This is a genomic window from Acidovorax sp. K2F (assembly GCF_025246485.1).
GTDB classification, from domain to species: domain Bacteria; phylum Pseudomonadota; class Gammaproteobacteria; order Burkholderiales; family Burkholderiaceae_C; genus Acidovorax; species Acidovorax delafieldii.
On sequence record NZ_JAOBSQ010000032.1, the window covers coordinates 121,081 to 136,336 of the forward strand.

Consider the following 15,256-nt stretch of genomic DNA (forward strand, 5'->3'; position numbering starts at 1 on the left):
TGAATAGGCACCATTTGAAATTACGAAAAAATATGCGAAACTAGAGCCAACGTACTAAATTGCTGCCACACCTACAGGAGACAAAGCATGTCAGCTCAGCCCGACCCTCAGGCCGGTTTCGGCATCGGTTCCGATACCGACCAGCAAGAAACCCGTGAATGGATGGACGCGCTGTCCGCCGTGATCGACAAGGAGGGCCCAGAGCGCGCCCACTTCCTGTTGGAACAACTTCTTGAACACGCCCGTCAGAGCAGCATCGACCTGCCGTTTTCTGCCAACACGGGTTACGTCAACACCATCGAGCCGGAAAAAGAGGCGCACTGCCCTGGCAACATCGCCATCGAAAAGCGCCTGCGCGCCTACATGCGCTGGAACGCCATGGCCATGGTGGTGCGTGCCAACCGCCTGAACCCTGCCGACGGCGGCGACCTGGGCGGTCACATTGGTTCATTTGCCTCGGTGGCCAGCATGTTCGGTGCGGGCTTCAACCACTTCTGGCATGCCGCCAGCGAAGACCACGGCGGTGACCTGCTGTACATCCAGGGCCACAGCGCCCCCGGCATCTATGCGCGCGCTTACCTCGAAGGCCGCCTGAGCGAAGAGCAGCTCGACAGCTTCCGCCAGGAAGTGGACGGCAAGGGCCTGTCCAGCTACCCGCACCCCAAGCTGATGCCCGAGTTCTGGCAGTTCCCTACGGTGTCCATGGGCCTGGGGCCATTGATGGCCATCTATCAGGCCCGCTTCCTCAAGTACCTGCACGCCCGTGGCATTGCCAACACTGAGAACCGCAAGGTGTGGGTGTTCTGCGGCGACGGTGAAATGGACGAACCCGAATCCCTGGGCGCCATCGGCCTGGCCGCGCGCGAAAACCTCGACAACCTGGTCTTCGTGATCAACTGCAACCTGCAGCGCCTGGACGGCCCGGTGCGGGGCAACGGCAAGATCGTGCAAGAACTCGAAGGCGAGTTCCGCGGCGCGGGCTGGAACGTGATCAAGCTGCTGTGGGGCAATGGCTGGGATGCCTTGCTGGCCCGCGACAAGACCGGCAAGCTCAAGCAGCTGATGATGGAAACGCTGGACGGCGACTACCAGGCCATGAAGGCCAACGACGGCGCCTTCGTGCGCAAGAACTTCTTCGGCAAGTACCCCGAGACGCTCAAGCTCGTCGAGCACATGACCGACGAAGAGGTTTTCGAGCTGCGCCGTGGCGGCCACGAGCCCGCCAAGGTGTACGCCGCCTTCCACGCTGCCAATGAGCACAAGAACCAGCCCACCGTGCTGCTGGTCAAGACCGTCAAGGGTTATGGCATGGGCAAGGCCGGTGAAGGCAAGAACACCGTGCACCAGACCAAGAAGCTGTCGGACGAGGACATCAAGTACATCCGCGACCGCTTCAACATCCCGATCCCGGACAGCCAGCTGGCTGACATTCCGTACTACAAACCGGCCGATGACACCCCGGAGATGCAGTACCTGCACGAGCGCCGCAAGGCCTTGGGTGGCTACCTCCCCAAGCGTCGTCCCAAGGCGGACGAGCACTTCACCGTGCCCGCCATCGAGACCTTCAAGGCGATCCTGGAGCCCACGGCCGAAGGCCGTGAAATCTCCACCACCCAGGCCTACGTGCGCTTCATCACGCAACTGCTGCGCGACCAGGCCCTGGGGCCGCGTGTGGTGCCCATCCTGGTGGATGAGGCCCGCACCTTCGGCATGGAAGGCCTGTTCCGCCAGATCGGCATCTACAACCCCAAGGGCCAGCTGTACACCCCGGTCGATCGCGACCAGGTGATGTACTACAAGGAAGACAAGGCTGGCCAGATCCTGCAGGAAGGTATCAACGAAGCCGGCGGCATGGCCAGCTGGATCGCTGCCGCCACCAGCTACAGCACCAACAACCGCATCATGGTGCCGTTCTACGTGTACTACTCGATGTTCGGCTTCCAGCGCATTGGCGACCTGGCCTGGGCTGCGGGTGACATGCAGGCCCGTGGCTTCTTGCTGGGCGGCACCTCGGGCCGTACCACGCTTAACGGTGAAGGCCTGCAGCACGAAGATGGTCACAGCCACATCCTGGCCAACACCATCCCCAACTGCGTGAGCTACGACCCCACCTTTGCCCACGAAGTGGCGGTGATCATGCACCGTGGTCTCAAGCGCATGGTCGAGCAGCAGGAAAACGTCTTCTACTACATCACGCTGCTCAACGAGAACTACCCGATGCCGGGCCTCGTGGAAGGCACGGAAGAGCAGATCATCAAGGGCATGTACCTGTGCAAGCCCGGCGCGGAGGGTGACAAGCGCGTGCAACTGCTGGGTTCGGGCACTATCCTGCGCGAGTCGCTGGCCGCCCAAACCCTGCTGGCCGCCGACTGGGGCGTGCAGGCCGATGTGTGGAGCTGCCCGAGCTTCAACGAACTCACCCGCGAAGGCCAGGACGTGGACCGCTGGAACCTGCTGCACCCGCTGGAAACCCCGCGCGTGCCGTTTGTGGCGCAGCAGCTGGGCACCAGCACGGGCCCCGTGGTCGCATCCACGGACTACATGAAGGCCTATGCCGAGCAGATACGTCCCTTCGTACCCAAGGGCCGCAACTACAAGGTGCTGGGCACCGACGGTTTTGGTCGCAGCGACTTCCGCAGCAAGCTGCGCGAGCACTTCGAGGTGAACCGCCACTACATCGTCGTGGCCGCCCTCAAGGCGCTGAGCGAAGACGGCGTGCTGCCCGCCACCAAGGTGGCCGAGGCGATCGCCAAGTACGGCATCAATGCTGACAAGATCAACCCGCTCTACGCATAAAACGAACGGAGACAGAACAATGGCATTGGTCAACATTCAAGTCCCGGACATCGGGGACTTCGACGAAGTGGGCGTGATCGAGTTGCTGGTCAAGGTGGGTGACACCGTGAAGGCCGAGCAGTCGCTCATCACGGTCGAATCGGACAAGGCATCGATGGAGATCCCATCCAGCCACGCAGGCGTGGTCAAGGAACTCAAGATTGCATTGGGCGACAAGGTCAAACAGGGCTCGGTGATTGCCGTGGTGGAGTCCGCTGACGCGGGCGCTGCGGCAGCTCCGGCGGCTACACCGGCTCCTGCCGCAGCTGTTTCCGCGCCCGCCCCCGTGGCGGCACCTGCGCCAGTTCCTGCTGCTGCAGCCCCTGCGGCCACAGGCCCGGTCGAAGTGCGCGTGCCCGACATTGGCGACTTCAAGGACGTGGCCGTCATCGAGATGCTGGTCAAGGTCGGCGACACCATCAAGGTCGAGCAGTCCCTGTTCACTGTCGAATCCGACAAGGCCTCCATGGAGATCCCGTCGCCCGCCGCTGGCGTGCTCAAGGAACTCAAGGTCAAGATTGGCGACACCGTCAACATTGGTGATCTGGTGGCTCTGCTTGAAGGTACGGCATCTGCTGCAGCGCCTGTAGCAGCACCGGTTGCGGCCGCTGCGCCGGCACCAGCCCCAGTGGCTGTGGCCGCTCCTGCGGTGGCAGCCGCAGCACCCGCCGCTGCCACCGCCTCGGTGGCTGTCCCTGCCCACCAGCCCGGCACCCCCACGGCAGGCCTGCCCCATGCATCGCCTTCGGTGCGCAAGTTCGCCCGCGAATTGGGCGTGCCCATCGACGAAGTCAAGGGCACCGGCCCCAAGGGCCGCATCACCCAGGACGACGTGGCAGCCTTCACCAAGCAGGTGATGGCAGGTGCGGTGCAGACCAAGGCCCAGGCCGCCAAGGCGCCCGCTGCGGCATCCGGCGGCTCCGGCGTCGGCCTGGACCTGCTGCCCTGGCCCAAGGTGGACTTCACCAAGTTCGGCCCGGTGGAGCGCAAGGACCTCTCGCGCATCAAGAAGATCAGCGGCGCCAACCTGCACCGCAACTGGGTCGTCATCCCGCACGTCACCAACCACGACGACGCGGACATCACCGACCTCGAAGCCTTCCGCGTGCAGTTCAACAAAGAGAACGAGAAGAGCGGCGTGAAGGTCACCATGCTCGCCTTCATGATCAAGGCCGCCGTGGCCGCGCTCAAGAAGTTCCCCGAGTTCAACAGCTCGCTCGACGGCGACCAGCTGGTGATGAAGAACTACTTCCACATCGGCTTTGCGGCCGACACGCCCAACGGTCTCGTTGTGCCGGTCATCCGCGACGCTGACCAAAAGGGCATCGTCCAGATCTCGCAAGAGATGGGCGACCTGGCCAAGAAGGCGCGCGACGGCAAGCTCGGCCCGGCCGACATGACCGGCGGCTGCTTCTCCATCAGCTCCCTGGGCGGCATTGGCGGGCGTTACTTCACGCCCATCATCAACGCTCCCGAAGTCGCCATCATGGGCGTGTGCAAGAGCAGCCTGGAGCCCAAGTGGGACGGCAAGCAATTTGCACCGCGCCTCATGCTGCCCCTGAGCCTGAGCTGGGACCACCGCGTGATCGACGGCGCCGCTGCTGCGCGCTTTAACGTGTACTTTGCCTCGCTGCTGGCGGACTTCCGTCGCATCGTGATGTAACGAAAGGGCAAGACACACCATGGCAATCATCGACATCAAGGTGCCCGACATTGGCGACTTCGCCGAAGTGGCCATCATCGAAGTGCTGGTCAAACCCGGCGACACCATCAAGGCCGAGCAAAGCCTGATCACCGTGGAGTCCGACAAGGCCTCCATGGAGATCCCGTCCAGCCACGCTGGTGTGGTCAAGGAACTCAAGGTCAAGCTCGGCGACAAGATCGCCGAAGGCTCGGTGGTGCTGACGCTGGAAGTGCAGGGTGCAGGCGCAGCCGCTCCAGCGCCTGCCGCATCCCCAGCGCCTGCAGTTTCAGAGCAGAAACCGGCTGTAGCGCAGGTAAATAATGTGTCTGCAGCTATCAATCCCGTAGCATCCAGCTTTGCTGGCTCCGCTGATCTGGACTGCGACGTGCTCGTGCTCGGCGGCGGCCCCGGCGGCTACAGCGCCGCTTTCCGCGCGGCCGACCTGGGCCTCAAGGTCGTCATCGTCGAACGCTACGCCACCCTGGGCGGCGTGTGCCTGAATGTGGGCTGCATCCCCTCCAAGGCGCTGCTGCACGTGGCAGCCGTCATGGACGAGGTCAGCCACATGGCCGACCTGGGCGTGGACTTTGGCGCGCCCGCCGTCAACATCGACAAGCTGCGTGGCCACAAAGAGAAAGTCATCGGCAAGCTCACCGGCGGCCTCGCCGCCATGGCCAAGATGCGCAAGGTGACCACCGTGCGTGGCTACGGTGCCTTTGTGGGTGCCAACCACCTCGAAGTGGAAGAAACCACCGGCACCGCGCAAGAAAAGACGGGCACCAAGAAGGTCATCGCCTTCAAGAAGGCCATCATCGCCGCCGGCAGCCAGGCAGTGCGCCTGCCGTTCATGCCCGACGATCCACGCGTGGTCGACTCCACCGGCGCCCTGGCGCTGAAGGAAGTGCCCAAGCGCATGCTCATTCTGGGCGGCGGCATCATCGGCCTCGAAATGGGCACCGTGTACAGCACGCTGGGCGCGCGCCTCGATGTGGTCGAGATGATGGACGGCCTGATGCAGGGCGCCGACCGCGACCTCGTCAAGATCTGGCAGAAGATGAACGCCAAGCGTTTTGACAACATCATGCTCAAGACCAAGACGGTGGGTGCCAAGGCCACGCCCGAAGGCATTGAGGTGACGTTTGCGCCAGCGGAAGAGGGCGGTACCGCCCCCGCACCCCAGGTGTACGACCTCGTACTGCAGGCCGTGGGCCGCACGCCCAACGGCAAGAAGATCGCTGCCGAGAAGGCTGGCGTGGCCGTGACGGACCGTGGCTTCATCAACGTCGACATCCAGATGCGCACCAACGTGCCGCACATCTTCGCCATCGGCGACATCGTGGGTCAGCCCATGCTGGCCCACAAGGCGGTGCATGAAGCGCACGTGGCGGCTGAAGTCATCGCCGGTGAACTGCAAGGCAACAAGGAGCTGGCCGCGGCCGCCTTCAACGCCCGCGTGATCCCGAGCGTTGCCTACACCGACCCCGAAGTGGCCTGGGTCGGCCTGACCGAAGACCAGGCCAAGGCCCAGGGCATCAAGGTCAAGAAGGGCCTGTTCCCCTGGACGGCCTCTGGCCGCGCCATCGCCAATGGCCGCGACGAGGGCGTGACCAAGCTGCTGTTCGACGACTCGCCCGAAGCCCATGGCCACGGCAAGATCCTGGGCGGCGGCATGGTCGGCACCCATGCGGGCGACATGATCGGCGAGATTGCCCTGGCCATCGAGATGGGAGCCGACGCGGTGGACATCGGCAAGACCATCCACCCGCACCCCACGCTGGGCGAAAGCATCGGCATGGCGGCGGAGATTGCGCACGGCAGCTGCACGGATGTTCCGCCGCAGAAGAAATAAAGTGCTTTAACGCTTGCCTGCATGGAAGCCCGAACCCGCAACGGTTCGGGCTTTTTGCTTGGCGCGCCAGATCAATGATCGGCCGCCGATATGGCGGTGGCCATCGTCGTCGATACCGAGACGCCCAAGCATGCGCAGAAGCGGCCTTCCATCCCCCACTTTTTTATCGACGAAATCGGCCTCCAGCGCTTATAGATAAATGGTGAGGTGCTATCAAAACAGGGCGTTGAGGATGGCCCTTCAGTGTTTCTCCGGGATTTTGCAGGCAAGGGTATGTTCTTGCGGTGCTCCGCTTTGAATCGTGTATCTTCTGGTTACAAGACGCGCATTGGGGCCCCGTCTTGGTAGGCACAAGTGTGCGGCTAGCCCCACCAAGGGGATACCAATGAACTCGTTCTTTCGTACCGTGTTGGTTGGCTGTTGGTTGCTTGCGCTGTGCACGGCACAGGCGGCAGAAAAGGACGTCAACATCGTCTTCATCCCCAAGTCCAGCGACCAGGTTTTCTGGGAGCTGATGCGCATTGGGGTCGATAAAGCGGTGAAGGAAGACGGTCACGTCAAGCTCACATGGCGCGGACCAGAGCACAACGACGACATCGATTCCCAGATCAAGATCGTCCAGCTCTACACCAAGCCCGGGGTGGATGCAATCCTGATCGCGCCCACCGACAGGGCGCGCCTGGTCGAGTCTGTGCAGAAGGCCGTGGCCCTGGGCATCAAGGTGATTGCGGTCGATTCGGGGTTGGACGGTAACCAGCACCTCAACTTTGTCACCTCCGACAACTACGCGGGCGGGCAACTGGCAGCCAAGACCCTGGCTGGCTTGCTGAACAACCAGGGGAAGGTGGCCATGCTCCGGACCGTGGCCGGCAGCGCGTCCACCGATGAGCGAGCCCGGGGCTTTGTCGACTACCTGAAAGAGAAGGCTCCGAAGGTCACGCTGGTGGCCGACGTCTACGGCGGCGGCTCGATTGGCAAGGCGCGGCACAGCGCTACCCAGCTGCTGGCGGCGCATCCGGGCATCGACGGCGTGTTTGCGGTCAACGAATCGTCCACCGACGGCATGCTGCGCGCGTTGCGCGACAAAGGCCTGGCCGGCAAGCTGCGTTTTATCGGCTTTGACTCCACCGACTTTCTGCTCACAGGCCTGGAGCAGCAGGAGATCCATGGACTGGTGATTCAAAACCCCACCCAGATGGGCTACAAGGGCATACAGGCTGCCGCTGCAGCGGCCCGCAACCAGGCGATCCAAACCCGAACCATTTTTACCGACATCACCCTGGTGACGCGCGCCAACTACAAGACCCCCGAAATCCAGAAGCTGATGTGCAGCCGGTGTTGACACCCATGGCCCATGGGTTCACCGTTCCCTGCTCATTGCAAAGACCGAGAAAGTCCATGTCCAAGCTGGGTGACCGGCTGAGCAGCCTGAGCGTCGGCATGGTGGTTGCCATGGCGGCCGGCCTGTTCGTGCCCGCCCTGATTGGCATCATGACCCTCAGCTACCTACGCCAGGAGCAGATCAATAAGGAGCTGTCTGCCTACCTGGACGAAAGGGCTCTGCAGCTGTCCAACAGCCTGGCGGTACCAGTGTGGAACTACAACACCGTCAGTGTGCGCACCATCGGGCAGTCGGCCTTGCTGGATCCGCAAGTGGTGCGAATCACGGTGAGCGATTCCGACAAAGTGCCTATCGTGGTGCTGGAGCAAGCCCAGCGCAGGCTGGGGACGTCCCAAGTGGTGCAGCGGCCGCTGCTGATGCGTGGCAATGGCACCGAAGAGCTGGCGGGCTTTGTCGAGATCGAGGTCGACGATGGTCTGAAGCAGCAGGAGTTTGCCCGGGACCGCAGGGCTTATGCGTTCATCTTGCTGGGTCAGTTTGTGCTGTCTCTGGGCTGTATTCTGGTGGCGCTGCACTTGCGCGTGCTGCGGCCGTTGCACAGGTTGACGCTGTTTTCGAACCGGCTGGCCGGTGGCGATTTTGAGCAGTCCATAGGCTGGGAGCGGCAGGACGAAATCGGCCACCTGGCCCATCAGATGGACCGTATGCGCAGCGACCTTAAAACCTCGTTCGCCGAGCAGCAGGTCATCTTGAGCAATGTGCAGGTGGGCGTGCTGTTCGTGCGCGACGGCAAACTGCACATCGCGAACCGCCATGCCGAGCAGATTTTTGGCTATGGCCACGGCACCATGGCGGGTTTGCCGGCCAGCGCACTCTATCCGGCAAACGGACCGCTGCCCGACACCCGGTTGGACGAGGAATTGCGGTTTTTGCAGCGGCAGGACGGCACGCACTTCTGGGCACAGGTTCGCAAGCGCACCCTGGATCCTCGGTTGCCGCAGGCCGGCAGCATCTGGGTGATCGAAGACTTCACTGCGCGCAAGGCGGCCGAAGATGAGATCAACAGCCTGGCTTTCTACGACCCGCTGACCCGGTTGCCGAACCGCCGCCTGCTGATGGACAGGCTCAAACAGGCCCTGGTCGCAAGCTCCCGCAGCGCCAAGTGCGGCGCCTTGCTGTTCATTGATCTGGACCACTTCAAAACCCTGAACGACACCCTGGGCCATGACAAAGGCGATCTGCTGCTGCAGCAGGTAGCGAGCCGCCTGGTGACCTGTGTGCGCGAGGGCGATACCGTGGCCCGCTTGGGCGGTGACGAGTTTGTGGTGATCCTGGAAGACCTGGGCGAGAACCCGGAGGAGGTGGCCGCCCACTGCCGGGTCGTGGGCGAGAAGATCTTTTCGGCGCTGAATCTGTCTTACTCCTTGGCAGGGTACGATGTGCGCAGCACCCCCAGCATTGGCGTGGCACTGTTTGACGGGCCGCGTGACTCCATCGACGAACTGCTCAAGCAGGCTGATCTGGCGATGTACCAGGCCAAGACAGCAGGGCGCAACACCTTGCGGTTTTTCGATACGGCAATGCAGGCTGCGGTCAGTGAGCGCGCGGTGCTGGAGTCCGATCTGCGCGAAGCCTTGCGGCAGCAGCAGTTTGCGCTGCATTACCAACCCCAGGTAGAGGGCCAGAGCCAGATCACTGGAGCCGAGGTGTTGCTGCGCTGGCGGCACCCACAGCGCGGCATGGTGAGTCCGTCGTACTTCATTCCTCTGGCCGAGGAAACCGGCTTGATCGTGCCGCTGGGCTACTGGGTGATACATACGGCCTGCGCCCAGCTGGCGCGATGGGCCTTGCGCCCGGAAACGGCGGGACTCTGCATCGCGGTGAACGTCAGTGCCAAGCAAATGCAGCAGGACGACTTCGTGCCACAGGTGCTGGCGCTTCTGCGCGACACCGGCGCCCCGCCACACAGGCTCAAGATGGAGTTGACCGAGAGCGTCCTCGTCGTCGAAGTAGAGAACACCATCATCAAGATGGACGCGCTGAAGGCCCACGGCGTGGGCTTTTCGCTCGACGACTTTGGCACCGGCTACTCGTCGCTGACCTACTTGAAGCGCCTGCCGCTGGACCAGCTCAAAATCGACCAGGGCTTCATCAAAGACATCCTGGTCGACCCGAACGACGCAGCCATCGCCCGCATGGTGATCGCCCTGGCGGAAAGCCTGGGTCTGCGCGTCATTGCCGAGGGCGTGGAACAGGAGGCTCAGAGGGCCTTTCTGGCCAACTGCGGCTGCCATGCCTACCAGGGGTATTTAATGGCGCCCCCAGTACCGATTGCGGATTTTGAAGCCATGCACGACCCTTCCGTCTGCAGGACTGGAGACGCAGCTTGCGATTCCAGCGCCCCCCGCTCAACAGCAGATGCTTCGCGACCTTGATCAAGTGTTGCAAACCAGAAGTTCGTCTCATACAGACGCCGAGAATTGCCGCCGGCCCAGGGCTGCTGCGCTGAGTTTTGCGGGCCCTTCGTGATGGAGTCAGCGTGCCGGGCAATTCGCCTGGTCCTTCAACTGCGATCACAGATCGCAATGAGGGCTTCTTTTGCCACGGTACGTGCCTTGCACCCGTCTGTCGGGCTTGCCCCAAGCTGCCCTAACAAAAGTCGTGGAAAATAGAGGGTTTCCTGCCGTTGAGCCCCTTGGCAGAGCATTCGTTCAGCTTTCCAACCTTTTTGCTCCCCTGAGCCTGTCCATGCAAGACGTTCAAAACTCCAAGATCTCTGTCGAGAAGATCGGCGGCACTTCCATGACCGCCTTTGGCGATGTGCTGCGCCACATCGTGCTGCACGACCCCAAGCGCATTAACGGCCGGATCTACGTGGTGTCTGCCTATTCGGGCGTGACGAACCAGCTGCTGGAGCACAAGAAGACGGGCGAGCGCGGAATCTATGCCCTGTTTGCCGAAGGCAAGGGTTACCAAGATGCGTTGACCCAACTGGCGGTCAGCCTCAAAAAACTGAACGCCGGCTACGCCGACCTGGGCCTGCCGCTGGATGTGGCCGATGCCTTTATTGACCAGCGCATTGGCCAGGCGCGTGAATATCTGAACGCCATGCAGCACGTGCTGGCCAGCGGCTATCTCAGCCGCAAGGATGTGTTGCTCGCGGCGCGCGAAGTGCTGGCCTCGATTGGCGAGTCGCACAGCGCGTTCAACTCGGTCGAAATCCTCAAGGCCAATGGCGTGAATGCCATGCTGATGGACCTGGCCGGTTTTGACGACAACGAAGCCTGGACGATTGACGAGCGCATTGCCAACAGCTTTAAAGGCATCGACCTGAGCGACAAGGTGGTGGTGGCCACCGGCTACACCAAGGGCACCGAAGGCATCATGCGCGAGTTTGACCGGGGCTACTCCGAAGTCACTTTCAGCAAGATCGCCGTGGAAGTGCGCCCCGCAGAGGCCGTGATCCACAAGGAATTCCACCTGTCTTCTGCTGACCCCAACCTCGTGGGCCTGGAAAACGCCATCGTCGTGGGCGCCACCAACTACGACGTGGCCGACCAGCTGGCCGATGTGGGCATGGAAGCCATCCACCCCAAGGCCGCCAAGCCCATGGAACTGGCGGGCATCCCCATCCGCCTGAAGAACACGTTTGAGCCCGACCACCCCGGCACGCTCATCACCAAGGACTTCGTGGGTGAGCGCGCGCGTGTGGAGATCGTCACCGGCACTGACAAGGTCACGCTGATCGAGATCCACGACCCCAGCATGGTGGGCACGGTGGGCTTTGATGCGGGCTTGATGAACGTGTTCTGCAAGCACGATGTGAGCTACATCCTGAAGGCCACCAACGCCAACTCCATCGCCCATCTGGTGTGGGACAACCAGGTCACGCCCGAGCTGGTGGCCGAGCTGCAGGAGGGCTACCAGGTCGTGACGATCAAGCCCAGCGCGATTGTGTGCACCATCGGCTCCAACATCGGCATCCCTGGCGTGCTGGCCAAGGCCGCGCAGGCGCTGGCCGATGCGCGGGTCAACGTCAACTGCGTGTCCCAGACCCTGCGGCAGGTGAACATGCAGTTCGTGATCGAGCGTGAAGACTACAAGACGGCCATCAAGGCGCTGAACCTTGCGCTGTGCGTGAACTCAGGAACTCCGGTTCCACGCGTTTGAAGGAATAGCGGCAGGCATGCCTGCCGCTAAGCCTTTCCATAAGGAGCCCGCCATGCGCGGGCTTTTTATCGCCTGGATGTCTCCGTCAGGCGGTGCCGAGCAGCCTTTCGAACAGATCCGCTCCTCCCATCTGCCCGCCCTTGAGCATCAACTCGAGCCCTTGGCGCGACGGTTCTGAACTGTGTGCGCGGCTCAGCGTGACCCCTGGGCAGACCGTGGTCTTGTACGACAGCCCCCACAACTGCAGCGCCTGGACTGCGTGGCTTGACGTATCACCTCCGGCGATGCCGATGCGGCGCAGTGGCGCGCCGCGTTCTGCGCGGGCTTGCACCACGCGGGCGATCAGATCGGCGCTGGCCTGGGCAATGTCGGTGGACGAGGCCGCAGCGGCCAGCGGCGCGCCGTCCGTGGGGCCGGTGAAGGCCAGCACGTTCTGCCCGCTGTGCAGCCCCGCGCAGAGGTTGTCCTGCAGAGCCTGCGCGTAGGCCGTGTCGCTGCACAGCCGTTGGGCGTCCACTGCGATGCGGTGGTATGCGGTGGCGGCCTGCACCTGCGCGGCGGTCAGGGGGGACAAGCTGCCCGCCCAGGCCAACACCGGCCCGTCGGTGGGCGCCAGCGGTGCAGCGGCCGTGGACGCCGGCTTGCCCCAGTGGGCGACCAGCGCCTGGGCCACGGCGCTGGAGCCCACGGCCAGCAAACGGGCCTGTTGGGACTGCTGCCACAGCAGGCGGCCCACGGTGGCCAACTGGCCGGGCGTGGTCAGGTCCAGCAAGGTGGGGGCCATGGCGTGGGACGCTGCGCCATGCGCCAGCAGGGCCTGCAGGGCGGCGTCCAGGACGTCGGTGGTGGTGGCGTCGTACAGCGGGTAGTGCAGGGCGGTAATGCCATCGAGCCCCTGGCGCGCCAGATGGAGCCGGAGATCGGCCTCACCCATGGGCGTGACCGGGTGCTGGCGCATGGTGGGGTGCCGGTCGATGCGGTGCACGGCGCCGCCCGTGCCCGCAGCAGCGAACAGGTTGCTGAACGCGCAGTAGCGCCCCAGGCTGGGCTGCCCGCCCACGATGGGCACCCAGCGGTTGCTCACAAACGGGTGCAGGGTCTGAATGCCGCAAGCAATGTTGCCGACATGTGGGGCGCTGTCGAAGGTGGAGCACACCTTGTAGTGCAGCACTGGCGGTGCCAACTTTTCAAAGAAGCGGCCTACAGCCGACATCTCGGCCTGCATGGCCTCTGGCGGCATGGCGCGCGCAGCGCCCGCGATGCCCACCGCATCGAGCGGCCCGGCAGCGGCCAGGGCCTCGGCGCTGGGCACGCCCATGAACAGCATCGAGCGCAGGCCGGCCTGGGCCAGCACGGCCAGGGTGTCGGTGGCGCCGGTGAAGTCGTCGCCGTACCAGCCGTACTGAGGGGCACTCTTCGTCATCGTTTATTTCTTGCCGAAGAATTCGATCGCACGGCGCAGCTCGGAGGCGTGGTTGGCGCGCTGGGCCAGGGTCTCGCCCTTTTGCACTGCGTCCCAGGCCTGCTGCAGGCTGGCCACGCCCGCAGCGGGGCCGTCCGGGTGGGCTAGGATGCCGCCGCCGGACATGAACAGCAGGTCGTTGGACTGGATGCTGTCCCACGTGGCGGGCACGGTGCCGGCCCACTGGCCATTGGAGAACGCGGGCAGCACGCGGTCGTCCAAGCCTTCGCACAGCGGGGCCAGGGTGTCGTGGGCCGACTCGATCACTTCTTCATCGGTCTGCGAGAACTTGCCTTGCAACCCATGCACGTGCATGTGGTCCACACCGGCCAGGCGCCACAGCGTCTGCCAGGCGTTGAACGAGAAGCCCAGCAACGGGTGGCGCGACAGTGCGCCGTAGCCGTTGCGGTGGCCGTGCAGCGCCAGCGGGGTGTGGCGGCGCAGGGTTTGCACCGCCGAGTAGCCGCACCAGTTCAGGCTGACCATCACGCAGCTTCCGCCTTCGGCGGCAATCAGGTCGGCGTGGCGGCGCATGGCGTCGGTCTCGTCGGTGATGTTGAAGGCCACCATCACCCGCTTGCCGGTCTTGTCCTGGTGGGCGCGAACCCGGCGCATCACGGCTTTGACGCGGTCGGCCAGCGGCGCGTGCACCGGGTTGGCGCAGACCTCGTCGTCCTTGATGAAGTCCACCCCGGCAGCGCACAGGCGGCCGGCTAGGTCGCCGGTTTCTTCGGCCCACAAACCGACGTTGGGCTTGATGATGGTGCCGATCAGCGGGCGGCCCTGCACACCCGTCAGTGCGCGCGTGCCGTCAATGCCGTGGCGGGGCATGTCGAACTGCGCGCGGTACGCGCTGGGCAGTTTCATCGACTCCAGGCGCAGGCCGGTGACCTCGCCCAGGTCGTACAGATTGCCCGAAATCGTGGCGGCCAGCGTGGGCAGGTTGGGGCCGATGTTGTCGCACGGAAAGCTCACGCGCAGCCGGGCGCGTTGCCAGGTCTGCTGCGTGTCGAACATGCCGCGCCGCTGCATCCAGCCGTTGGGCAGCGAAGGGGCGGGCGCCACGTCCAGCAGCTCGACCGATTCGACCGTGGCGCGGGCGCGTTCGCGCAACGCGTCGGTCTCGCCCTCCACCCGGGTGAAGGTGCCACACGATTGTTCGCCCGCCAGCACCTCGGCCACGTGGGCCGGGTCCAGCGGGGTCTCGATCAGGTAGGTGGCTTCAAAGCGGTCTAGGGACATGGGTGGCTTTTGCTATGTTATTGATAGCTGCAGGTGCATATTGAATAGGCGCCTGAGGGCTATCTGGCTTGAAATCAGATCTTGGAGAGGTCTGGGAAGGGCCGCACCGGGCCCGTCGTGCCGTCCCAGGTTTCTGACTCCGCGCGGATCAGGTCGAACATGCGGCCCTTGGGGCCGGCCACTTCCGACAGCTCGATCACCGTGCCCGGGTGGTACTCGGTGTCGAAGTAGACAAAGCGGCCTTTTTCGCCCACTTCGCCGCTCATCACCGTCTTGAAGCCCTGGGCCGTCAAACGCGCCAGGTCGGCGTCGTAGTCGCTGGTCCAGTACGCCACATGCTGCAGCCCGGTGCGCCCGGCCTGCAGAAAGTCGCGGTACATCGACGGCACGTCGTTGCGCGTCTGGATCAGCTCGACCTGCACGTAGCCCGAGTTGGCCAGCGCCACCGAGTTGTGCGGCTCGTACGATTCGCCCTTGTAAACGTAGTTCTTGATCGGAACCTTGGGGTTGTAGAACCACGGGCCCACGCCCAGGGTCTTGCTCCAGTAGTCCATGGCGGCTTCGATGTCGTGGACCACATAGCCAAGTTGGCGGATGGCGCCGAAATGACGGCTCATAAAAATTTCCTTTGGTGGTGATGCGTCAGGGCAGGGCGCAGCCGGGCGGGGTCCA

Annotated in this window: 9 protein-coding genes; 6 read left to right on the forward strand and 3 right to left on the reverse strand. The window is 63.7% G+C overall.

Annotated features, from left to right (window positions below):
* Positions 1 to 87: 87 nt before the first annotated feature.
* The 6 genes from aceE to N4G42_RS11255 all read left to right on the forward strand — a co-directional run bounded on the left by aceE (position 88) and on the right by N4G42_RS11255 (position 11,880).
* Positions 88 to 2,796 carry a pyruvate dehydrogenase (acetyl-transferring), homodimeric type gene (gene aceE / locus N4G42_RS11230; protein ID WP_056744702.1) on the forward strand — a complete coding sequence of 903 codons (2,709 nt, stop codon included), beginning with the start codon at positions 88 to 90 and terminating at the stop codon, positions 2,794 to 2,796.
* A gap of 19 nt (positions 2,797 to 2,815) precedes the next feature.
* The gene (gene aceF, locus N4G42_RS11235; protein WP_260667204.1) at positions 2,816 to 4,498 is read left to right on the forward strand and encodes a dihydrolipoyllysine-residue acetyltransferase; all 1,683 of its coding nucleotides are present in this window, start codon (positions 2,816 to 2,818) and stop codon (positions 4,496 to 4,498) included.
* 19 nt (positions 4,499 to 4,517) lie between these two features.
* Positions 4,518 to 6,368, forward strand: coding sequence for a dihydrolipoyl dehydrogenase (gene lpdA, locus N4G42_RS11240; protein ID WP_260667205.1), 1,851 nt, complete (start codon positions 4,518 to 4,520; stop codon positions 6,366 to 6,368).
* A gap of 385 nt (positions 6,369 to 6,753) precedes the next feature.
* Positions 6,754 to 7,710, forward strand: coding sequence for a substrate-binding domain-containing protein (locus N4G42_RS11245; protein ID WP_260667207.1), 957 nt, complete (start codon positions 6,754 to 6,756; stop codon positions 7,708 to 7,710).
* A gap of 56 nt (positions 7,711 to 7,766) precedes the next feature.
* The gene (locus tag N4G42_RS11250; RefSeq protein ID WP_260667208.1) at positions 7,767 to 10,145 is read left to right on the forward strand and encodes a putative bifunctional diguanylate cyclase/phosphodiesterase; all 2,379 of its coding nucleotides are present in this window, start codon (positions 7,767 to 7,769) and stop codon (positions 10,143 to 10,145) included.
* Positions 10,146 to 10,458: 313 nt separating this feature from the next.
* The gene (locus N4G42_RS11255; RefSeq protein WP_260667209.1) at positions 10,459 to 11,880 is read left to right on the forward strand and encodes an aspartate kinase; all 1,422 of its coding nucleotides are present in this window, start codon (positions 10,459 to 10,461) and stop codon (positions 11,878 to 11,880) included.
* A gap of 85 nt (positions 11,881 to 11,965) precedes the next feature.
* Here the strand turns inward: N4G42_RS11255 and N4G42_RS11260 are convergent, their stop codons facing one another.
* The 3 genes from N4G42_RS11260 to N4G42_RS11270 form a co-directional block, all read right to left on the reverse strand.
* Positions 11,966 to 13,303, reverse strand: a complete 1,338-nt coding sequence (locus tag N4G42_RS11260) for a four-carbon acid sugar kinase family protein (RefSeq protein ID WP_260667210.1) — start codon at positions 13,301 to 13,303, stop codon at positions 11,966 to 11,968.
* Positions 13,304 to 13,306: 3 nt separating this feature from the next.
* Complete coding sequence (locus N4G42_RS11265) at positions 13,307 to 14,584, reverse strand: ribulose-bisphosphate carboxylase large subunit family protein (protein WP_260667211.1); 1,278 nt, start codon at positions 14,582 to 14,584, stop codon at positions 13,307 to 13,309.
* A 74-nt stretch (positions 14,585 to 14,658) separates the two neighbouring features.
* Positions 14,659 to 15,201, reverse strand: coding sequence for a VOC family protein (locus tag N4G42_RS11270; RefSeq protein WP_260667212.1), 543 nt, complete (start codon positions 15,199 to 15,201; stop codon positions 14,659 to 14,661).
* Positions 15,202 to 15,256: the final 55 nt, after the last annotated feature.